Genomic DNA, 22,766 nt, shown 5'->3' with positions numbered 1-22,766 from the left:
GATGTCAACAACTTTTTGAAATTCTTTTTAAAAGATTTTAAAAGTTATCTTTCGTTTAATTCGCAATTAAGCCTAACTAAACCTATCAAAACGTCCACTTCGCTGTCCTTATTCAGTGAACTCAGTATTTCCTATACTTACCTTCTCTGGGTTTCCCTGAAGAAGTGGAGCGCATTTTAGAGATTTTTGAGGTGACGTCAACACTTATTTTGAAAAAACTTTCCGTTTGCTGGATTTTCACACAGACGTTGGTTTTATTGTGTTATTTACCAACATTTAGTGTATTTAAAGAGCTATTTGTCAGTGGTATACATGACTTGATATACGTTAACTGTTTTCTTATTTTTGCTTTTTACGTTATTTTTATGGTTCTTTGTTAAAATAAACAAAATTAAAATTGGAAAATCGACTTAATATGAACACGATTAACATTAGATCCTTTAAAAACATCTCTCCTACTTTTGGTAAAAACACTTATATTGATACTTCCGCTGTTCTTATAGGTGATATATCAATTGGTGATGATGTGAGTATTTGGCCATTAGTGGCTATAAGAGGTGATGTAAATTCTATTTCTATTGGTAATAGATCAAACGTACAAGATGGTTCTGTATTACATGTAACTCATAAAAATAAAAGTAATCCGGATGGCTACCCTTTAATTATTGGTGAAGACGTTACTATTGGCCATAAATGCATGTTGCATGGCTGTACGGTAGGCAATCGTATATTGGTTGGTATGGGTGCAATAATTATGGACGGTGTAATAATTGAAGATGATGTTTTTATAGGTGCTGGAACTTTAGTACCTCCAAACAAAATATTAAAGAGTGGTTATTTATATGTTGGTAATCCAATGAAACAAGCACGAAAGTTAACTGATGCTGAATTTCAGTTCCTTAAAAAATCAGCTGATAACTATGTTGGCTTTAAAAATGAATACTTAGATGAAGAAGCATAGAAATAGAAAGTAATTCGCTATTTTTTGTACATATTATTTAATCGTAATTTCTACTGTATTATTATTTGGCTCGTTTTCTTCGAGCCATTCCTCTATTTCATATTCCCAATCAAATTTAATAGCTTGTGTCAGCTCATTAGATGAAACACGGCTATTAATTATAATAACGACTTTTTCTCCAGACAACATGGCTGTACATTGCCAATGTTGTTTGTTGTGATTAAATTCATAATCGTCATTAATTATAATAGCTTGATTCATTTATTGATTTAACTCTTTGCGTAATTCGTTTAATACCTTGCTAGTTTCTGGGCGAACACCACGCCAAAGATAAAAACTCTCAGCAGCTTGCCCTACTAACATACCTAAACCATCAATTATCTGTTTAGCATTCTGCTTAGTCGCCATTTGCAAAAAAGGTGTTAGGTTTTTACCGTAGGTCATATCGTAACAAACCGTATTAGTGCTTATGAGACTTTCCGAAATAGGTACACTATTTCCTGACAGCCCTGCCGATGTTGCATTAATAATAAGATCAAATTTTTGTTTATTAGCTTCTTCAAACGACATAGCTGTTATAGGTTGGTTTGTATATTGTTGTACTATTGCATCTGCTTTCGACACGGTTCTATTAGCAATAGTTAAATGTTTAGGTTTTTGATTCAATAAAGGTAAAACAACGCCTTTTGAAGCGCCACCAGCCCCTAAGAGTAAAATTCGACTATTTTCTAACTGAACGTTATGAGATAACAGATCATTTACTAAACCAACACCATCGGTAGTATCACCATAAATTTTCCCAATTTTAAAGGTTAAGGTGTTTACTGCCCCTGAGAATTTAGCGTGTTCAGATAATTCATCACACATTGCCATGGCTTCTTCTTTAAAAGGAGCAGTCACATTGGCCCCCTTACCTCCTTCTTTAATAAAAAGCTTAACCGTTTTCTCAAACTCGCCTAATTCTGCTAGCTGACTTTTATATTCAATGTTCTGATTTGTTTCTTTTGCAAAGGCTGTATGTATAAATGGAGATTTAGATTGTTTTATTGGGTTACCGTAAACGAGATAGTGATCCATAGTAGATTCTATTTAATGCTATTTTTTTTAGCTTAAATCAGATCCAATAAAAAAGCATCGACTTATCGATGCTTTTTTAGATGAAATTGCTTTATTAAAAGTGTGTAGTTAAAATTTATACCCTAGCATTATTGAATAAACCATAGGATCCACATCTATTGTTGCCTTACCTATACTCTGGCCACCTACGTCAAAAGTCGCATCGGTAGATATATCAATATAACGAGCAGAAGCATTAATATGGAAGTTATCATTAATTAAGTAATCAACACCTAATTGGTATGACAACCCAAAAGATCCCTCTAATTCTAAATTACTTAAACCTAAACTTTTTGGTGCATCTTCAAATTGTTCGTCAAAAAATATGGTGTAGTTAACTCCCAGGCCAACATAAGGCTTAAAAGCTGATTGGTTTTCAATATAATAAAGTACGCTAATGGTCGGTGGTAATTGTGTAACTTCACCTAACTTTGCTCCATCAACATTAAGTACAGCGTTTTTATCATGAATAGTTACATCATGCGTAAAAGGTGTTGCAGCTAACACTTCAACGGCTATATTAGCATTATAGAAATATAAAAAATTCAAACCTAACTGCGAATTATCATCAACCGTTAAGGTCATTGTTGAATCAGTATTGTTAAGTAAAATAGATGTATGATCACTGCTCGGATTTACATTTGTAATACCGCCCCTGATAACTATATCACCTGATTGATAATCGGCAGCATATGTAGATGAGGAAAGTATGGTAAGAAGCGTAAGCGTTAAGATATTTTTTTTCATGGTGATTCCCTTTAAATTAATAAAGTAATTTTAAAGAGAATAGTTAAATAGAATTTTGATTTAGCTCAACTTATTCTATTGATAACACTAAAGTATCCGATTAAAGAATTAAATTCTGATCTAAATCAACTTAGTACAATATACTGATGAATTTTATAACCCCAAACCATCAGGAAAAATAATATGGCAACAAACACTGCAGCAGAAGCAATGTCTTTTGCACGACCGCTGAGCTCGTGATGTTCTAAACCAACCCTATCCACAACGGCTTCTATTGCAGAATTTAGAAGTTCAGTGACCATAATAAAAATAAGAGAAAATACTAATAAAAAGAGTTCAACAAAACTTGCACTGATCAACCAAGCGATTGGCGATAATATTAGAAATAAGAAAACTTCTTGTCTAAAAGCGATTTCATTTTTATAGGCTGAGAGTAAACCCGCAATACTATTTTTAATTGCAGGTAAAATTCTTTCAATATGACCTAATGTATTTTTGTCTGGCATGAAAACGCTCTATTTGCATTTATTATAGTTATACCCAATTTCTAGGAACTAAGTATTTATTTAGATTATGTTCTTCGGAATTTTCGTCAGCTTGAAAGTTGTATTCCCATCTCGCCAACGGCGGCATCGACATTAAAATAGATTCAGTTCTACCGCCAGACTGCAAGCCAAAGAGAGTTCCGCGATCAAAAACTAAATTAAATTCTACATAACGACCACGGCGATATAATTGAAATTGACGTTGGCGCTCACCATATTCTGTATTTTTGCGTTTTTCTACTATAGGTATATAAGCATCGATGAATCCTGCTCCTACCGCTTTTATATAATCTAAACACGTTTCAAAATCCCACTGATTTAAATCATCAAAAAATAAACCTCCAACGCCTCGGGTTTCATCACGGTGTTTTAAGTAAAAGTAATTATCGCACCATTCTTTATTTTTTTGATAAACAGAATCACCAAAAGGCTGACAAAGTGTTTTAGCTGTTTGATGCCAATGAATAATATCTTCTTCAAATGGATAAAATGGGGTTAAATCAAATCCACCACCAAACCACCATACGGGTTCTTCACCTTCTTTTTCTGCAATAAAAAAGCGTACATTAGCATGTGATGTAGGAATATAAGGGTTTTTAGGATGTATGACTAAAGATACGCCACAAGCTTTCCAGGTTCTTCCTGCTAGTTCAGGTCGATGGGCACTTGCTGATGGTGGAAGTTTATCGCCTGACACTAATGAGAAATTAACTCCTCCTTGCTCAACAACGTCTCCGTTAGTTAGAACACGTGTACGTCCGCCGCCACCTTCAGGGCGAACCCAATTATCTTCAACGAATTTAGCTTGGCCGTCGGCCTGTTCTATCGCAGCACAAATTTGGTCTTGTAAACCTTTTAAAAATTCAACAACCGTTTCTATATTTACAGCACTCATGTGCGAAAAACCTCTCCAGTTAAACCATCCATAATTTTTGATGGTTGCATATAGCCTAATGTTTCACCTTTTATTAGGTAATCAATCATCTGAGTTAATGTGGGATCTAATGTTTGCCATGTTCTGGCTGGCTCTAGCCCTGATAAATTAGCACTTGTTGAAACGATAGGTTTTTTGGTTTGTGAACACAATGAAACAACATCTGGCTGATCGGTAACTCTCACGGCAATAGTAGAAAAACAGCCTGTTAAGTATGAAGAAATATTAGCTTGAGCAGGTAATACTTGAGTAACACCGTTTGGCCAACGACTTAATATTAAGTCAATTTGTGTATTAGTCAGCTTAGAAAGATCAATATATGGCGTTAATTGTTCAAAGCTACCCGCAAGTAAAATAAGACCTTTGGCTTTATCTCTATTTTTGATTTGTAATAATTTTTCAACTGCCGTTTGATTATCAGGATCACAACCAAGACCAAATACGGCTTCAGTTGGATAAGCAATAACGCCACCTTGTTGAAAAATTTCAATTGCTGTAAACATTAGACCGTATTTTATTATCAATAATTTAAACGAGACTTATCACAATAACTTCCTACTAGAAGAATAGGTTATATTAAAGTGAATTCACGTATTCGCTTACATCGGGAAAGTCGGAGTCTGGCAACATTGTTGATAATTGAGTTAACCGACTAATTAATTCAGTTCGAGTTGAACCACACACATTAATGTGTCCCATTTTTCGACCCGCCCTTTTACCTTTACCGTACCAATGAAGTGTTACACTGGGTATTTCAAGAATACTATGTGGCACGCTATCAGTACCGAGTATATTTATCATAGCTGTAGGTCTAACTAATTCGGTAGAACCTAAAGGTAATTGGCAAACAGCTCTTATATGGTTTTCAAACTGACAAGTATCTGCACCTTGTTGGGTCCAGTGTCCGGAGTTATGTACACGTGGGGCAATTTCATTCACCAATAAAGAATCTCCCACTTGAAAGAATTCTATAGCAAGCACGCCTACATAGTCTAATGCTTTGGCTATTTTATCAAAGGCTTCAGTTGCTTGAGCTTGTAAATGTTGATGCTCATTAATGGCTAACGAAACACTTAATACACCTTTACTATGATGATTTTCAGTAAGAGGATACGCTAAGGTTTGTCCTGTTTTACTACGAATACCCACCATAGAAACTTCGCGGCTAAAAGGCACCATTTGCTCAACAACAATCGCTTGCGGCTGACCGCTGGTATCACCTTCAATAAATGATTGAATATCTTGCCAAATATCTTCCGCTTCAGATTTATCTTTTAAGCGCCATTGCCCTTTACCATCGTATCCTGCTAGCGCACTTTTCATAATAAGCGGTAAAGTTAGCGACTCTATGGCTTCATCAAATTCAAACTTATTCGCTATAATTTTATGCTTAGCATTAGCAACGCCAGCTTGTGCAAGTAAGGTTTTTTCTAATCTTCTATCACCACCGGTTTTAATAGCTTGGCTACTAGGAAATAATTTTCCTGATTGTTCACAAGCGGCAAGTACATCATGAGCGATATGTTCAAACTCAGCGGTAATTGCATCAGCATCTAAAATTCCTTGGGCTAAATCACCATAATCTACACTCAGTGATAAAGGGTCAACAACGCGTTCGCTACCAACATCGTAAGCCCTAACATTAATATTTAGAGGTTTACTTGCTAATGCCATCATTCTGGCTAACTGGCCTGCGCCTAATACTAAAACATTCATTTAAATAATTTATTCCGCAGGGTTTGGGTTATCAAGAATATTTTGGGTTTGTTCTTTTCTAAACTTTTCAATCGCTGCCATTACGGTTTCGTCATGAGTACCGATAATTTGCGCAGCTAATAAACCTGCGTTTGCGGCGCCAGCATTACCAATAGCTAAAGTCCCTACCGCAATACCTTTAGGCATTTGTACGATAGATAATAAAGAATCTTGACCACTCAAAGCTTTTGATTGCACAGGAACACCTAAAACAGGCAAGCTTGTGAACGCTGCAGCCATACCCGGTAAATGAGCAGCACCACCGGCGCCAGCAACAATCACTTTAATGCCTCGGTCTTTAGCACCTTCTGCATATTCAGCAAGTAAGTGAGGGGTTCTGTGAGCTGATACCACTTTAGTTTCATATGGAACATTAAGAAGATCTAGCATATCTGCTGCATGTTTCATTGTCGGCCAATCCGACTTAGAACCCATGATAATACCTACTTTCATGATCAAACGCCTTTAAATTATATTAAGTTAAATTTTAAAATGTCTCGTATCGAGACGTTAACAGTCGAACATTATAACCTTGTTCGAAATAGATAAAAACTCAAGTCGCTATCAATATTTATGCTTTGATAGTTAAACTTGGTATTAATAACAGATTAGGTACGTTATATAACCTTTCGTTTAAAACTACACTTCTTTTGCGGGCACATAACGATGTTGCCACTTGCCATTTTACGGGAAACTAAAATTGCCCAATGACATTCAGGACATGATTCATTAATAGGTTGATAGTTTATAACGTATTTACATGATGGATACTGATCACACGAATAAAAGGTTTTTCCGTAACGATTTGTTTTTTCGAATAATTTACCTTTGGCACAATTCGGACAATGTACATCTATATCGTCATTTTGATTGGTATCTTCGATATGCTCGCATTCGGGGAAATTAGTACAACCAATAAACATACCATAGCGGCCTTGCTTAACAGCTAACGTGCTATCACATAGTGGGCAATGAGTTCCTGCTAATAAGGTATCTTCTACTTTTTCGTGTTCAACAACGGGACGTGTATATTCACAATTAGGATAATTATTACATCCCAAAAAAGAGCCAGACTTACCATGTTTAATTGATAACTCAGCCCCACAAGTAGGGCAAGTTTCATACGCTTTTTCTAACGCATGTTCATGATGTTTAAAAATTGAATCATCGGATTTAGACATAAAACGCACCTGTTTCATACGAACTAAGTCATAGTTTTAGTTCAAGTTGCGCATTATGCCATAAAGTTGAGGTGATTAACTAACCAAAGATGGCTAATGAAGTGGCCCTTCTTGCTCATCAAATATAAGGTCTTCCATTTGTGAGTATGCAGTTTCCTTACCTGGCACATTAAAAAGCACCATTAAAACCACCCATTTAAGATCGTCAATTGAGAAGAACTGAGTATCTAACTCCATAACACGGTCAATAACCATTTCACGCGTAGTAAAGTCTAATACATTAACTTGCTCAAGAAACATTAAGAATCCACGAGACTCAACATCTAATAATTGCATTTCTTCACATGTGTAAACACGTGTAGATTTACTCGCAATACGTGTTAAATAGGGATAGGCATCGCTGTCTTGAAGAGCAGCAAGTTTTTCTAACCAAGTAAGCGCTTTATATATTTCATCTTGATGAAAACCAGCTCGCGTTAATTCATCAGTTAAAACATCATGGTCAACCATTACTTCGGCTTCACTATGAATATAATTTTCAAATAAATACATTAAGATATCAAACATAACTAGCCCCTTAATAAACACTTATATAACAAACGAACGATAAACTTTACTTATTAAGTTCTCAGGTAACCCCCTGGAACTGCTGACACTAAACCTTTCAGCTCTAATATTGTTAACTGTGTTAATACTACATCTATGGGTAGCTTACTCCTAGAGACTACGGCATCAATAGGAGTAATTTCATATCCCACATTATCTAACAATGAATCGTTAAACAAGCCCTCTTGATGATTTTTTTTCTCTTGTGAATGCGATTGAAGCTCTTCTGGATCACTCTTTGAATTTAAGTGTAGACCAATTTTTAAAGGAATATTAAGATCTTCAATAATATCATTACATTCTTCAACTAATTTTGCTCCTTGTTTAATTAACCAATGGCATCCTTTGCCTTGTGGATTTTTTATTGAACTGGGGATAGCGAAGACTTCTCGGTTTTGTTCAACTGCACATCGCGCGGTAATTAACGAGCCACTTTTAATGGTAGCTTCCACCACTAAAACACCATAACTCATGCCACTTATAATACGATTTCTTTTAGGAAAAAAACCTGCTTTAGGTACTGTGCCGGGAACAAACTCACTAACAATAAGACCATCGTTATTTACAATATCGTGAGCTAATTTTTTATGTCGGCTTGGATAAACACGATCCAAACCAGTAGCAACTACGGCTATTGTTTTACCATGATTAAAAAGTGCGCCTTTATGTGCCTCTGCATCTATTCCTAATGCCAAGCCACTAGTAACAACTATTCCCTGTTGAACTAAGCCGCCAGCAAAAACAAAGGCATTTTCTCGCCCAAAAGGAGTTGCCCCTCTACTACCTACAATAGCAATTTGCGGCTCTAACAAAAGCTGTTTATTACCTTGGGTAAATAATACTAATGGTGGGTCATATATCTGCTTTAGTCTTTCGGGATATTCATCGTCATTAAAACAAACAATATCACTACCGCATAACTCACTATCAGTTATAACTTTATTAATTTTATCCCAATCAGGATGCGAAATAGCGGTTAGCTGTTTTTCTGTTAAATTAAAAGAAGTGACTAATGGAATAGATGAAAAAAGCTTCATTAGTCCAATTTCTTGAACTAAACGAAGCTTTTTATGAATGGCTAGCCGAGGTATAAATTTTAATGCTAGCCAATAATGCGCATTGGATTTTTTTATAACTGATGTAGCCATACATCTTCTCCTTAAGATCAGGCTGTTTTCATTATTTTTTTATGGCGCGGTTACCATGTCTGACAATCTTAACGGTTTAGACGTTCGTAAAATTAAAGCCATACTCACCTTATCGTAAACCTTAAACACCATCATATTACCTACAGGTTCAACGGGCATATTATATTCATCTTCTGCTGATGATAATAAATTCCATCGCGAACTGTCTTTTTTATATGCTGGGCCGTTAGCTGTTTCAATTACTGCAGGGCTTTGTCTTCTAACAGATAACACATCACCTAATTGAACCTCATCTCGTCGACCTCTGTTAATCATAACAACTTCAAGTTTACCAAATTCACGTGCTTCAGATGACGCTTTAACAATTGAACCTGTTAATGTTGTTTTAGCCGCTTGCATAGTAAAGAACGACGGTAACATTTGACCTTCATTAATTGGAGCAACAAAATCTCCTGAATGAATTTCGCGTTTAGCGCTGTCAACATAAAGAGTTGAAGGTTCTTTCTTACTTATATCACCTGCTCGAATAGCCTTGGCTGTACCAACTAACCTAGCGTAATAACCTAAGCTCTCATTTGTTTCAGGATCAAAAACTTCGTCACCCTTCTGATAAATCGCGTAGCTTTGGCCTACGTCTAAATCACCATTAATATAAACTTTAAAACCTTCAACCGTTGATTTAAAACCTTCATTACTCCCTAGTACATAAGGAAGTTTTTCATATTCTTCTTCTGAAAAAAGAGTATCGTATTTAATGTAAGGTGCTATAACATTTAAAGGTATAGTATTTACAGGAGAATGGTCTTTCAACGTAGTTCTTACTTTAGGGGACCACTTGTATTGAGGTTTACCAGCAGCACCTCTCACTAACATTGGGTTCCCGTCTTTATCATAAACTAGACGTAACACATCACCCGGATAGATAAGATGTGGATTGCTAATGTCTGGATTAATTCTCCATAACTTAGGCCATAACCACGGCTGTTTTAAAAAAACACCAGAAATATCCCAAAGCGTATCACCTTTTACAACGGTATAAGATTTAGGGGCATTCTTATTTAATGTTAATTCATCCGCTAATAAGCTCATAGGTAAAAATAAGCTAATTATTATTAATAAGACTTTTTTTCGCATGCTAGTCTTCCTATTCTTAAGCATTTATCCTAAACCACTATTATTAATTAAAATTAGTAGTTAAAATTGAAACATAACATTCTATGCGAACTTTCGCGAACCCTTTTGGAAAATTATGGCTATTTTATCTGTTTTACGCTTTCCAGACGAGAGACTAAGAACAAAAGCAACACAAGTTACTGAAGTTAACGACAATATTAAAAGCATTGTTGATGATATGTTTGAAACCATGTATGAGGAGAATGGTGTTGGTCTAGCAGCAACTCAAGTTGATATACACCAACAGATCGTTGTAATGGATGTTTCTGAAAATAAAGAAAACCCACTTGTCTTCATAAATCCTGAAATTATTGCGAAAAGTGAAGAGACTTTAATTAATGAAGAAGGCTGTTTATCGGTACCGGGTCATTATGCAAAAGTTGATAGACACACAAAAGTAACAGTAAAAGCGCTTGATGTTAATGGTAAAGAATTTACCTTAGACGGCGAAGAGTTATTAGCTATTTGTATTCAGCATGAACTTGATCACTTAAAAGGCGTATTATTTGTGGATTATCTTTCTCCACTTAAACGCCAGCGTATAAAAAAGAAACTTGAAAAAGAAGCGCGTTTAAATAACGCAGGCTAACATTATATTTAGGAAATCAATTGTCTAAAGCACTTAATATCATATTTGCAGGTACGCCTGATTTTGCTGCACAACATTTAAAAGCACTTATCAATTCAGAACACAATGTGGTTGCTGTTTATTGTCCTCCTGACAAACCAGCAGGTCGCGGCAAAAAAATGATGGCATGTGCTACCAAACTTTTAGCCTTAGAGCATAACCTACCGGTAGAACAACCGATAAACTTTAAAGACACTGTAGATCAACAACATTTAGCTACTTATAACGCTGACATTATGGTTGTTGTTGCTTACGGACTCCTCCTCCCTGAAGTTATATTAGAAGCACCACGTTTAGGGTGCATTAATGTGCATGGTTCAATTTTACCTAAATGGCGTGGAGCAGCTCCTATTCAAAGATCACTTGAAGCTGGCGACAGTATAACTGGTGTCACTATTATGCAAATGGATAAAGGTCTTGATACAGGTGATATGATTTCTACAGCAACTTGTGAAATTACCACAGAAGATACTAGCGCAAGTTTATATGAAAAATTAGCGATAGCAGGTCCTAAAGCATTAACCGATGCATTAACGCTCATGAGCACATCTTCTTATACGCGTGAGCCACAAAATCACGAGTTATCAACGTATGCAGCTAAATTAGACAAAGCCGAAGCTGAGTTAAACTGGAATGAAAGTGCTTTAGCATTACATCGAAAAATTAGAGCTTATATTCCATGGCCTGTTGCACAATTTACTTATATTGAAAGCGAATCAAAGAAAGAACATCGTATTCGTATTTGGCAAGCAAGTATTATTGAAACACAGTCAAATGCAGCAGCTGGCACCATTATATCTGCTGATAAAAAAGGTATTTTAGTAGCTACAGGCAATATCAAACAAGCCCTTCAATTAGAAGTGCTTCAAATCCCTGGAAAGAAAGCCCTACCCGTTAGCGATATTATTAATGCAAGAGCAGATTGGTTTGCTGTAGGTCAACCTATTATAGGTATAGCCTCTACAAATCAAGGAGCACAATAATGGCTAATAATAAAGCGGCTAACATTAGAGCGCTTGCCGCTAAATGTACTTACGCTGTAATAGATCAAGGCAGAAGTTTAGGTGACGAACTCCCTAAACAAGTCGCTAAAATTGAGCTTAAAGATAAAGGTCTTCTTCAAGAAATTTGCTACGGTGTTTTACGCTATTTACCTGAATTAGAAAACGAAGTTCAACAATTAATAGAGAAACCATTAAAAGGAAAACAACGTGTTTTTCATTTTTTGATGTTGGTAGGAATTTATCAATTAAAATACATGCGCATTCCAGACCACGCGGCGGTTAGTGAAACAGTAGAAGCCGCAAACGCCCTAAAAAATAGGCATTTAGGTGGCCTAGTTAACGGTGTTTTACGTAATTATCAACGAAAAGTCGAAAAGCAATTAACCAATACAACCCAAGCTGAATTACCAGATCCTATTAAATATAATCACCCCGGTTGGTTTATTAAAAAAATTCAAGCTGCCTACCCTGATCAATGGCAAAGTATTTTAATCGCTAACCAAGAACGACCACCTATGTGGCTTAGAGTAAATCAGCAGTATAACTCTACAGAAAGCTACCTTGAACAACTCAATAACACAGATATTGCCTTTGAATACGTAGATCCAAAAAGCCAAGCCATTAAACTTAGCCACGCAGTAGGTGTAGAAAAACTCCCCGGATTTGCGCAAGGTCACGTATCTATACAAGATGGCGCAGCACAACAAGCAGCAATACTGCTTGATTGCAAAGAAACTGACAACGTGCTTGATTGCTGTGCGGCTCCCGGTGGAAAAACCTGTCATATGCTAGAACGAGTACCTAACCTAGCAAATATGACAGCTATTGATATTGATGAAAGCCGTCTTGTGCGAGTTAATGAAAACTTAGCGCGTTTACAACTTAAAGCTCAAGTTATTACGGGTGATGCCGCCAGCAAAGATTGGTGGGATGGCAACCTTTACGACAAAATATTACTTGATGCGCCATGTTCAGGTACAGGCGTTATTCGAAGACACCCTGATATAAAATGGTTACGCAAAGCTAACGACATTGAAAAACTCACAGAACTACAGGCACAAATTCTAAAAAACATATGGTCATTACTTAAACCAGGTGGTACTTTGCTGTATGCAACTTGTAGTATTTTACCTGAAGAGAATAACCTACAAGTTCAACGTTTTATTGAAAATAATAATGACGTAGAACATATTTCAATTACAGATAATGATGCTGATGTTGGTTGGCAAATATTGCCTAATGAGCATTCGATGGATGGTTTTTACTACGCTAAATTAGTCAAAAAAGAACAATAAAATGAAAATAGTTATTATTGGCGCGGGGCAAGTAGGTGGAACACTAGCTGAAAACTTAGTTAGAGAAGAAAACGAAATTACCCTTATTGATATCAACAATGAAACCTTACTCGAACTACAAGACAAAATGGATCTGCAAGTGGTTCAAGGACAAGGTTCTCATCCCGATGTTTTAATTAAAGCAGGTATCGAAGACGCTGATTTAGTTATTGCAGTAACAAGTGATGACGCAATTAATATGATTGCTTGCCAAATTTGTTATTCATTATTTAGAACCAGTACCAAAATTGCTCGTATTCGCTCTTCTAAAATTCTTAAATATCAAGATCAACTATTTCAAAACGAAAACATTCCTGTTGATCATATTATTGCACCAGAACAACTTGTAACACGTGATATAGCACGTTTAATTGATTACCCTGGTGCTTTACAAGTATTAGAGTTTGCTGATGGAAAAGTCAGTTTAGTTGCTGTTAGAGCTTATTATGGTGGATTATTAGTAGGCCATGCCCTTTCTACCATTAAAGAACACATTCCTAATGTTGATACTCGTGTTGCTGCTATTTACCGAAACGGCAAACCCATAAGACCATTAGGCACCACAATCATTGAAGCCGACGATGAAGTATTCTTTATCGCAGCAAGTATTCATATTCGTGCAGTAATGAACGAACTTCAAAAATTAGAACCCGCCTATAAACGTATTATGATTGCTGGTGGTGGTAACATAGGTTCTGGTTTAGCGCGTATATTAGAAAAAAACCATCAAGTAAAATTGATTGAGCGTTCTCCTGAACGTGCCGAATATTTAGCGTCAGAATTAAATGATACTCTTGTATTTACCGGCGACTCTTCCGATCAAGAGCTCTTATTAGAAGAACACATAGATCATTTTGATGTATTTATCGCAGTAACTAATGATGATGAAGCTAATATCATGTCTTCATTATTAGCTAAGCGTTTAGGCGTTAGAAAAGCTATGGTACTTATTCAACGTGAAGCGTATGTTGATTTACTTCATGGTAGTAATATAGATATTGCCATATCGCCCCAACACGCTACTATTTCAGCGTTATTAACTCATGTACGCCGTGGTAATATTGCTAATGTATATAGTTTACGAGGGGGCTCTGCTGAGGCAATAGAAATATCGGCTCAAGGGGATGAAAAATCATCTAAGGTGGTTGGCCGTACGGTTAAAACTTTAAAACTTCCGCCAGGTGTAAATATAGGAGCGATAGTGAGAGGAAACGAAGTGATTATTGCTCATTCGAAAACTAAAATTTTGTCTAACGACCAAGTTATTATATTTTTAGTGAACAAACGCTATATATCTGAAGTAGAAGCATTATTTCAACTTGATGCGCTAAGTTTTTACTAAAATTTAAAAATAACGCCAATCAATAACGTGTTGAGTTGATATTAAGATCGCCAGAAAGCTGGCGTGAATAAAACAAGCAAAGTAAATATTTCAAGTCGCCCAAATAACATAGCCACAATCAATACCCATTTACTAAAATCACCTAAACTTGAAAAGTTAGTTGCTACTTCTCCTAAACCGGGACCTAAATTATTTAAACAAGCCGCAACGGCTGTGAACGCGGTAATATTATCAACTCCCGACGCCAGCAATAACAACATACATACAACAAATACAGCCGTATATGCTGAAAAGAATCCCCAAATAGCTTGAACCACTTTATCAGGCAATGCTTTTTTACCTAATTTAATGGTAAAAATAGCCTTAGGATGAACCAATTTATTAAGCTCTCTAAAACCTTGTAAGTATAATAAAAGTATACGAACAACTTTCATTCCACCACCAGTACTACCCGCACAACCACCAATGAAGCTTGAAAATATAAGCAGTAAAGGCAATAAAGTAGGCCAACTAGCAAATGAAACAGGAGTAACGCCATCAACAATCGGTACTGAGGTAGCAAAACCTGCGGTAGTACTCATTGAAACGGCATGGAATAACGCTTGATCTAACGCCTGCCATTCATTGTTGTAAGTATTATGAGCTAATAACACCACAAAACAGATAGCAACAAGTACAAACTGAATTCCAATAAACACTTTAAATTCAGGATCATAAAAATAATTTCGCAGCGATTTACTATGCAATACCGCAAAATGAAGCGCAAAATTAACGCCCGCAACCAATAAGAAGAATACACAAATAAAGTTAATTAGCGGACTACCAAAAGCTCCCATACTTGCATCGTGTGTTGAAAACCCACCAATAGCAATAGTAGAAAATGCGTGACATATTGCATCAAAGGTAGACATACCCGCCAACCAGTAACTTAGCGCACATAGTATGGTTAAAGAAAGATATATATACCATAGGTGTTTAGCCGTATCAGCTATTCGCGGTGTCATTTTAGAGTCTTTTACAGGCCCCGGAGTTTCAGCTCTATAAAGCTGCATACCACCAACGCCAAGCATAGGAAGAACAGCTACGGCTAACACAATAATCCCCATACCACCTAACCACTGTAATTGCTGGCGATACCACAACACAGCATGTGGTAAACCATCTATTTTCGTTAAAATAGTGGCTCCTGTGGTAGTTAGCCCAGAAAAAGACTCAAAAAAGGCATCAGCAAAAGATAAATTAGGAGTTTCAAGTAATAATAAAGGAATGGCAGAGAAGCTGGCTAGAACAGTCCAAAAAAGTACAACAATTAAGAATCCTTCTCTGGGTCTTAAATCTCCTTTATATCCTCTATTGGGATACCAAGAAATAATGCCAATAACTAAACAAAAAATAAAAGACATTAAAAAAGATAAACCGCCACCATCTCTATATAACAAAGAGATAAGTGCCGGAGGCAACATGGTCACACTAAGTATGGTAACAAGTAGACCTAAAATTCGAATTATATTTTTGTATTGCACGTTTTGTTGTCGTTATTCTTAATGTTTTATTGATAAGTTTTATTAACTGACTCTACACAAATCCGATTCAGGTATTATTTATTCTCTTCAGCTTTATCCACTTCACATAAAGTAATAGCACCTGATGAAATAATTTGTATTTGTTGTTCAGTTATTTCAAGATTGTCTTCAGGTAATTTCACTAATAACTTAATATGCTCTAAATACTCTTGCTCAACAACAATACCCTCTGATTTTTCAATAACATGTAGTACGTCGTTTATTTGGGTATATTGACACGCTAGCGTTCTAGAAACCATAGGTATTTTAGTTTTACTCGTTAACAAGGTTAACGCTTGGCGAACGCTGGCACCGTAAGCCCTTTGCAAACCACCGGTTCCTAATTTAGTTCCACCAAAATAACGCACAACAACCGCGCAAACTTCACCTACACCATGTCCTTGCAACACTGATAACATAGGTCTTCCTGCGGTGCCAGAAGGTTCTCCATCATCTGAAAAACCATAATATTGACTACTATCAGCCCTTCCAGACAAATAGGCATAACAATGATGAGATGCTTGCGGATGCTGTTGCTGAAGCTCTTTCAAAAAAATTTTTACCGTGTCAATCGATGAACATGGTGTTAAATAACAAATAAACCGACTACGGTTAACTATAATTTCTTCAATAACATTATTATTAGCAACTAAATAGGATTTGGACACAAGCTACAGTTCTAAGTCCCTAGTCATGTTTTCGTTATGAAGTTGGTGCACAATAATATTATCTTCAATTCGAATACCGCCATACACTTTCATTTCTTCAACTGCACTCCAGTTAACCATTGATGAATGTTTAGACGCTTTTAAATCACTTAATAACGAATCAATAAAATAAAGTCCCGGCTCAATAGTAAACACTTGATTAACTTCAATCACTCGTGATGTTCTTAAAAATGGATGTTCATCAGGCGAGGCGACATGAGTACCTCGTTCATCAGCCATAAAACCACCCACGTCATGAGTTTGTAAACCTAAATGATGGCCTAACCCATGAGGGAAAAAAGTAGAAATAATACCCGCTTCAAAGGCTTGTTCTGCCGTTACCTTAATAAAGCCAAACTCAGCTAATACATTACCGATATCTTTGTAAGCTTGAATATGTAAATCAACATAACTCACGCCCGGCTTAAGACCGTCTACAGCATTCAGCATTAAAGTATTCATACGTGCTATCAGTTCAGCAAATTTATCGCGTTTAAAAGAATAGGTGCGAGTAATATCAGATGCATAACCATTAAAGCTAGCGCCAGCATCAATCAAAAAAGAGCGATGCGCTTGAGGTACGGTTTTTTCTAATGCGGTATAGTGTAAAATAGACGCGTTTTTATTAAGTGCGACAATATTCCCATAAGGTGTTTCATTACATGTGTGCTCTGTAACTTTTAAGTAAGTTTGTTGAATATCAAACTCAGAGGCGCCCTCTAAAAATAAAGCTTTTGCGGCTTTATGCCCTTTTACAGCAATAGCATTTGAACAGCGCATACATTCTTGTTCATATTTTGTTTTGTAGGCTCGATGATAATGAATATAGTTTAATGGTGATTCTGGATTAATAGATTCAAAACCCAAGGCTTTTGCGACTTCAATATGCGCGCCTATATAGGCATAGCCTTTTTTATCGTAAGGTAGTAACTTATCAACGTCGGTAGCATTCTTGATTATTTTTATCGTAAAGTGCTCATTCCAATAACTATCTTCTAGCACTTCAACTTTATGCCAAAAATCTATAGGTTGGTAATAAATAAGAGTTGGTTTGTCTTCTCCATTCACAATTAGCCATGAATTAGGTAAGTTGATAAGAGGTAACCATGCTTTAAAATGAGGATTTACTTTAAAAGGATAACCGTAATCATCTAGAAATACTTTGATCTCTTGTCCTGAATGAATAACCAATCCCTGTAGGTTATCTCTTTGCAATGCACACTTACTTCTTTTTTGTAGTTCAGCTATATGGGCTGGATAGTGTTTTAGTAATTCATTCATTTTCATTTGATCAATTCCGTGGAACATTTCTTATATTGTAACACTAGAATAAGACTCTAGATTTATATTTACAGCTATTCAACGATAAGAATAGCTATTTTAACTTAAATTTTATTTTTAATTAGATCAGAAAATAAAGGTTCCTTTTTACCAATTTTATGTTGATAAATTTGTTGATATGCCAAAACACTTTTTACATATTCACGCGTTTCTTTAAAAGGTATGGTTTCAATCCACATATCTATGGGCATCCCTTTCGCTTCTTTTGCCCATTTTTTAACTCTATGTGGGCCTGCATTGTATGATGCTGTGGCTAATACATTATTTCCTTTATATTGATCGGAGAGTATTTTTAAATATTTAGTACCAAGCTTTATGTTGTTTTTTGCATTGAGAAGATACTTAGTAGACACTCTTTTACGTTCTAACTGTTTAGCTGTTCCTAGCATTATTTGCATTAAACCTTTTGCTCCAACGCCTGAGTTAGCGTCGGGCATAAACGAACTTTCTCTACGCGCAATGGCAAAAGCCCATGCGGGGTCTATATTATTTTTATTGGCAGATTTGGTTATATTTTTTTGAAAGGCCAACGGAAACCTTAAATCAACATCATTTAAGTACCCTACTTTAGATAACGTAAAAATAGCACGATCAAACCATTTTTCATCATAAGAGATTGTTGAAGCAATTAATTTATCGCGATCATTTAATTGAGATAACCAATAATTCCATTCTTTTCTCGCATCACTATATTTACCAATATGGAATAATTCAAAAGCACGTTTAGCCGCGGAGTTCTGTAATAAAGTATTTTTTTCAAGCTCAGTCGCTTTAATTGGTTCATCTTGTAAATTAAAAGGAATATTTAAATAGCCAGCCGCTAAAAAACCATAATAATGGCGTGTATTAGCTAATAATTTTAACGCCGTTAATCCTTGTTCTTTATTATTAGTTTCTATCAAGCTTCTACTATGCCAATACTGCCATTGTTTAGTGTGATGTAAAGCTTTAGGAAAACTGTTTAACTCTCTTAAAATAAGCTCCCAATTTTGTTTTCTCAATACGTCAGCAATTCTCCACTGCACTACACTTTCATCGAGAAAAGCCTCATCAACCTTATGTAACCACTTTTGTGCTTTAGGATGATTTTTATTGGCTAAAGATAGTGCAAAACTTTGCGTTATCTCTTTTTGTTGTTCACTAGTTAGTTTTAATTTAGTTTTTAACTTATTGAAGATATTAATAGCTTTTTCTGGTTCGCGCCAAATAAGTCGCTTTACACCATAAGTAAAAATTTCAGCTTCACGTGTATTGAATTTCTTAAAGACATTACTACGAACAATATAAGCAGGGTTTCGTCTCACTTTATGCCACAAGCTACCTAAATATCTTTGAGAACTAGGCAATAAATTGGTTAAATATGGTAGTAGTGTATGTTCACCACCATCAGCCGCTTCACCTATACGCTGCCAAATAACACTTTCTGTTCTGTATCCTGCTTTCTGCCATTGTTTAAATAAAGGATCACAAATTTTAGGTTGCGATTTACCTACTGTCCAAAGCTCGGTGACTTTAGGTAAAATTGTTTTCTCAGTAACGCCTTTTTTTAAACTATAACGATAATAAGCACAATTTAGTGTTGCGCTACTTGAAGGCTTATAGTGATATAAAAATAAACTTTCTTGCTTATTATCAATTAAATATTCCAACCATTTTTTTCTTAATGGCCAATCTAAAGGGGTTCCTTCATATTTGTCTAAAAACGTTGTTATCTCTTTACCATCAGCCATGTTAATTTTATGCATCAAGCGCTGTTGATCTAGATAAGGTTGTAATGGGTAATAATGTAATTGCTGATATAGTTTTTTAAATTCATCTGGCTTTGATAACCATATTTGTCTTTCTGCATCTAAAAATATTTTACGGAAAGCGGTATTTTCAACAGCATTAACTAAAAAGCTCGAAAACAGAATGGAAACGAATAAAATATTTTTTAAAAACAACTTGGCCCAAGCCTTAAAAAAGTAAATAGATAAACTAACTATAGATTATTCATGCGGTGCTTTATAAATCAAGGTTAAATAATTATTTTTAATAGTTTTTTGTAACTAAATGACTTATTTACACTACCTTAAATAAATATTGCGTAATTCTTTAAACTTTAACCCTATAACCTCTCTGTTTAAAAGTAAATCTTTGCTATTTTATACCCGTTACCTATCAAGGTGCGTATTTCAGAGTATCTTAAATAGCACCGGGTATATAATGTTGATTAATAGTTGATTAAAAAAATTCTAAGTTTAAAATTAGCCAACTTTACCGTATTTTAGAGTGCTAGATGACTGAACAGTCAAGGCAATTATTTGAACAAGCTAATCATCAATTAGATACTATTGGTTTACGATGCCCAGAACCTGTAATGATGATTAGAAAAAAAATAAGACAGCTACAAGTAGGCGAAACTTTATTGATCACCGCTGACGACCCTTCCACTACTCGAGATATTCCAAGTTTTTGCAGATTTATGGATCATGAACTGGTTAGTATGACAATTAATGATAAACCTTATTGTTATTTAATAAAAAAACAATAAGCGTACAACTCAATATTTCTAAAACAAAAAGGAAGCATAATGCTTCCTTTTGAAATTATAGATTTTAATTACATAAATTTATTGGAGTACTGAAATATCAGCTATTGCTAAAAAGCTATTACGAATATCGTTTAATAATGTTAAACGATTCACTTTCACGTTTTCATCATCAGCCATTACCATCACATTATCGAAGAAGGTATCAACAGGATCTCTTAATAAAGCTAATTCAGACAATGCAGCTTGGTATTCTTTAGCATCAGTTAATGGCTTAACTTTAGCACTTACTTGCTCAAAAATAGCTAACAAGTCTGTTTCTGCTGATTCACAAGCATAGTCTGCATTTACGCTAGTAAATAATTCACCTTCAAACTTAGCTAAAATATTACCAACACGTTTATTTGCTGCAGCGAGAGTTACCGCTTCAGGCAATTGTTTAAAGTGCGTTACCGCGTGAATACGCTTATCAAAATCTAATGGCGCTGTTGGCGAATTATTTAATACCGCTTGAATTACATCGACACTAATATTTTGTTCTTGGTAATACGCTTTATAACGACCTAATACAAATTCAATCACTTGTTCTAAGGTATTTTCATTTGTTAATTTGTCACCATAAAGTTCGATACTTTTAGCCAACAAATCAGTAATATCTAAATTAAGCTGTTTTTCAATAATAATACGGATCAAACCTATAGCGGCTCGGCGTAGTGCAAATGGGTCTTTGTCACCTTTAGGTTGTTGGTTAATACCAAAAATCCCCACTAAAGTATCAATTTTATCTGCAATTGCTACCGTACAACCGATATTACCTTCAGGTAATGTATCCCCTGAAAATCTAGGCTTATATTGATCTTCTAATGCTTGAGCAACGGCTTCATTTTCACCGTCATGCTGTGCATAGTATTTACCCATAGTACCTTGTACCTGTGGGAATTCTAATACCATTTCAGACATTAAGTCTGTTTTGCTTAGTAAACCAGCTCTATTAGCATCCGTCGTATTTTCACCAATCTTACTGGCTATAAATTCACTTAACGATGCGATACGTTCAGATTTAGCTTTAAGCGTACCTAATTGTTTTTGAAACAATACAGACTCTAAACTAGTTAATCTACTTTCAAGTGTTTGCTTTTTATCTGTTTTAAAGAAGAACTCTGCATCAGCTAAACGCGGACGAATAACTTTCTCGTTTCCAAATATTACTTGGTTTGGATCTTTGCTTTCAATATTGGTGATAAATATAAACTGGTTTAATAGTTTTCCATCTTTACCATTTACAGGAAAATACTTTTGATGATCTTTCATTGAGTAAATTAAAGGCTCTGGAGGAACATTTAAAAACTCTTTATCAAAACTCCCTACTAAGGCAATAGGCCATTCAACTAGGGCCGTTACTTCGTCAACCAAATCGTCATCTAAAAGAGGAATACCATTGATCCCTTCAGCAACTTCTTTTATTTGCTCTAAAAGAAGTTGCTGGCGTTTATCGTAATCAACCATTACGTAAGCACTATGCATAAGTGATTCGTAGTTATTAGCATGATCGATAGTAACTAAGCCATGATGATGAAATCTATGACCTGTAGCAAGATTACTTGATGATATACCTAAGCTTTCACCGGCAATAATTTTTGAACCATATAATAAAACTAAAGTATGTACAGGTCTTATAAACTGAGTTCGGCTACTACCCCAACGCATTGGTTTAGGAATAGGTAATTTACTTATCGCTTGATTAACAAAAGCAGGAATAAGCTCATCAACAGATTTACCTGGCTGAATAGCTTTATGTAGTAACCATTCGCCTTTATCTGTTTTTAATCGTTCAGCTTGTTCAACAGTTATACCATTTGAACGAGCCCAACCTTCAGCCGCCTTACTTGCCTTGCCCGTCTCATCAAAAGCCACATTAACTGCTGGGCCTCTTTTCTCAATTTCTATATCTTGTTGCTTTTCATCTAAATCGATAACTTTAATCGCTAAACGTCGAGGTGTAGCGAACCATTTAATATCGCTATACGTTAAGTTTGCACTATCTAACTGAGATTTTATTTGATCAAAAAAAGTAATCGCGAGTGTTTTTAAACTCTTTGGTGGTAACTCTTCAGTACCTAATTCTATTAATAACGTTTCTTTAGACATATCG

General features: G+C 35.5%; 23 protein-coding genes. 6 read left to right on the top strand and 17 right to left on the bottom strand.

The window, feature by feature from the left end; genetic code table 11:
* Positions 1 to 415 precede the first annotated feature (415 nt).
* Positions 416 to 961 (top strand): gamma carbonic anhydrase family protein, encoded by a 546-nt coding sequence (locus AC0L5Q_RS13670; RefSeq protein ID WP_473609619.1) that lies wholly within the window; start codon positions 416 to 418, stop codon positions 959 to 961.
* Positions 962 to 994: 33 nt separating this feature from the next.
* On the opposite strand, the gene AC0L5Q_RS13665 is transcribed toward AC0L5Q_RS13670, so the two are convergent.
* The 12 genes from AC0L5Q_RS13665 to AC0L5Q_RS13610 form a co-directional block, all read right to left on the bottom strand.
* Positions 995 to 1,222, bottom strand: a complete 228-nt coding sequence (locus AC0L5Q_RS13665) for a hypothetical protein (RefSeq protein WP_473609616.1) — start codon at positions 1,220 to 1,222, stop codon at positions 995 to 997.
* Entirely contained in the window at positions 1,223 to 2,038 is an 816-nt protein-coding gene (aroE, locus tag AC0L5Q_RS13660; RefSeq protein ID WP_473609612.1) for a shikimate dehydrogenase, read from the bottom strand.
* A gap of 108 nt (positions 2,039 to 2,146) precedes the next feature.
* Positions 2,147 to 2,824 (bottom strand): OmpW/AlkL family protein, encoded by a 678-nt coding sequence (locus tag AC0L5Q_RS13655; RefSeq protein ID WP_473609609.1) that lies wholly within the window; start codon positions 2,822 to 2,824, stop codon positions 2,147 to 2,149.
* A gap of 125 nt (positions 2,825 to 2,949) precedes the next feature.
* A complete protein-coding gene (locus AC0L5Q_RS13650; protein WP_473609606.1) occupies positions 2,950 to 3,330 on the bottom strand; it encodes a diacylglycerol kinase in 381 nt (126 codons plus the stop codon).
* 28 nt (positions 3,331 to 3,358) lie between these two features.
* Positions 3,359 to 4,264: an oxygen-dependent coproporphyrinogen oxidase gene (gene hemF / locus AC0L5Q_RS13645; RefSeq protein ID WP_473609602.1), complete on the bottom strand. Its 906-nt coding sequence runs from the start codon at positions 4,262 to 4,264 to the stop codon at positions 3,359 to 3,361.
* Positions 4,261 to 4,806, bottom strand: coding sequence for an L-threonylcarbamoyladenylate synthase type 1 TsaC (tsaC, locus tag AC0L5Q_RS13640; RefSeq protein ID WP_473609598.1), 546 nt, complete (start codon positions 4,804 to 4,806; stop codon positions 4,261 to 4,263). The genes hemF and tsaC overlap by 4 nt, the downstream gene beginning before the upstream one ends.
* 73 nt (positions 4,807 to 4,879) lie before the next feature.
* A complete protein-coding gene (locus AC0L5Q_RS13635; protein ID WP_473609595.1) occupies positions 4,880 to 6,019 on the bottom strand; it encodes a 5-(carboxyamino)imidazole ribonucleotide synthase in 1,140 nt (379 codons plus the stop codon).
* A gap of 9 nt (positions 6,020 to 6,028) precedes the next feature.
* Positions 6,029 to 6,511: a 5-(carboxyamino)imidazole ribonucleotide mutase gene (gene purE / locus AC0L5Q_RS13630; RefSeq protein ID WP_473609591.1), complete on the bottom strand. Its 483-nt coding sequence runs from the start codon at positions 6,509 to 6,511 to the stop codon at positions 6,029 to 6,031.
* Positions 6,512 to 6,675: 164 nt separating this feature from the next.
* Positions 6,676 to 7,239 carry a DNA topoisomerase family protein gene (locus AC0L5Q_RS13625; protein WP_473609587.1) on the bottom strand — a complete coding sequence of 188 codons (564 nt, stop codon included), beginning with the start codon at positions 7,237 to 7,239 and terminating at the stop codon, positions 6,676 to 6,678.
* 93 nt (positions 7,240 to 7,332) lie between these two features.
* Complete coding sequence (locus AC0L5Q_RS13620) at positions 7,333 to 7,806, bottom strand: DUF494 family protein (protein WP_077339628.1); 474 nt, start codon at positions 7,804 to 7,806, stop codon at positions 7,333 to 7,335.
* A 53-nt stretch (positions 7,807 to 7,859) separates the two neighbouring features.
* A complete protein-coding gene (gene dprA / locus AC0L5Q_RS13615) occupies positions 7,860 to 8,993 on the bottom strand; it encodes a DNA-processing protein DprA (RefSeq protein WP_473609580.1) in 1,134 nt (377 codons plus the stop codon).
* 39 nt (positions 8,994 to 9,032) lie between these two features.
* Positions 9,033 to 10,127, bottom strand: a complete 1,095-nt coding sequence (locus tag AC0L5Q_RS13610; RefSeq protein WP_473609576.1) for a LysM peptidoglycan-binding domain-containing protein — start codon at positions 10,125 to 10,127, stop codon at positions 9,033 to 9,035.
* Between the two features lie 115 nt (positions 10,128 to 10,242).
* Between AC0L5Q_RS13610 and def the strand changes: the two genes are divergently transcribed.
* The 4 genes from def to trkA are packed head-to-tail and all read left to right on the top strand — an operon-like array spanning position 10,243 to position 14,474.
* On the top strand, positions 10,243 to 10,755 hold the full coding sequence (gene def, locus AC0L5Q_RS13605; protein ID WP_473609572.1) for a peptide deformylase: 513 nt from the start codon (positions 10,243 to 10,245) through the stop codon (positions 10,753 to 10,755).
* Positions 10,756 to 10,775: 20 nt separating this feature from the next.
* Positions 10,776 to 11,777: a methionyl-tRNA formyltransferase gene (fmt, locus tag AC0L5Q_RS13600; protein ID WP_473609569.1), complete on the top strand. Its 1,002-nt coding sequence runs from the start codon at positions 10,776 to 10,778 to the stop codon at positions 11,775 to 11,777.
* The gene (gene rsmB, locus AC0L5Q_RS13595; protein WP_473609565.1) at positions 11,777 to 13,093 is read left to right on the top strand and encodes a 16S rRNA (cytosine(967)-C(5))-methyltransferase RsmB; all 1,317 of its coding nucleotides are present in this window, start codon (positions 11,777 to 11,779) and stop codon (positions 13,091 to 13,093) included. Before fmt ends, rsmB begins: the two co-directional genes overlap by 1 nt.
* Position 13,094: 1 nt before the next feature.
* Positions 13,095 to 14,474 (top strand): Trk system potassium transporter TrkA, encoded by a 1,380-nt coding sequence (gene trkA, locus AC0L5Q_RS13590; RefSeq protein ID WP_473609562.1) that lies wholly within the window; start codon positions 13,095 to 13,097, stop codon positions 14,472 to 14,474.
* Positions 14,475 to 14,515: 41 nt separating this feature from the next.
* Here trkA and AC0L5Q_RS13585 read toward each other — a convergent pair whose 3' ends face one another.
* From AC0L5Q_RS13585 to AC0L5Q_RS13570, 4 genes are all read right to left on the bottom strand, one after another.
* Positions 14,516 to 15,997 (bottom strand): TrkH family potassium uptake protein, encoded by a 1,482-nt coding sequence (locus AC0L5Q_RS13585; protein ID WP_473609559.1) that lies wholly within the window; start codon positions 15,995 to 15,997, stop codon positions 14,516 to 14,518.
* Between the two features lie 74 nt (positions 15,998 to 16,071).
* Complete coding sequence (locus AC0L5Q_RS13580; protein WP_473609555.1) at positions 16,072 to 16,704, bottom strand: YigZ family protein; 633 nt, start codon at positions 16,702 to 16,704, stop codon at positions 16,072 to 16,074.
* A gap of 3 nt (positions 16,705 to 16,707) precedes the next feature.
* On the bottom strand, positions 16,708 to 18,024 hold the full coding sequence (pepQ, locus tag AC0L5Q_RS13575) for a Xaa-Pro dipeptidase (protein WP_473618307.1): 1,317 nt from the start codon (positions 18,022 to 18,024) through the stop codon (positions 16,708 to 16,710).
* Between the two features lie 104 nt (positions 18,025 to 18,128).
* Complete coding sequence (locus AC0L5Q_RS13570) at positions 18,129 to 20,027, bottom strand: transglycosylase SLT domain-containing protein (RefSeq protein WP_473609551.1); 1,899 nt, start codon at positions 20,025 to 20,027, stop codon at positions 18,129 to 18,131.
* Positions 20,028 to 20,362: 335 nt separating this feature from the next.
* Between AC0L5Q_RS13570 and tusA the strand changes: the two genes are divergently transcribed.
* Entirely contained in the window at positions 20,363 to 20,617 is a 255-nt protein-coding gene (gene tusA / locus AC0L5Q_RS13565; protein ID WP_473609547.1) for a sulfurtransferase TusA, read from the top strand.
* 78 nt (positions 20,618 to 20,695) lie between these two features.
* Here the strand turns inward: tusA and glyS are convergent, their stop codons facing one another.
* A complete protein-coding gene (gene glyS, locus AC0L5Q_RS13560) occupies positions 20,696 to 22,762 on the bottom strand; it encodes a glycine--tRNA ligase subunit beta (protein ID WP_473609543.1) in 2,067 nt (688 codons plus the stop codon).
* Between the last annotated feature and the right edge of the window lie 4 nt (positions 22,763 to 22,766).

This window comes from Pseudocolwellia sp. G5-9, from assembly GCF_055808995.1.
This window is presented reverse-complemented; position numbering and strand designations above follow the sequence as displayed.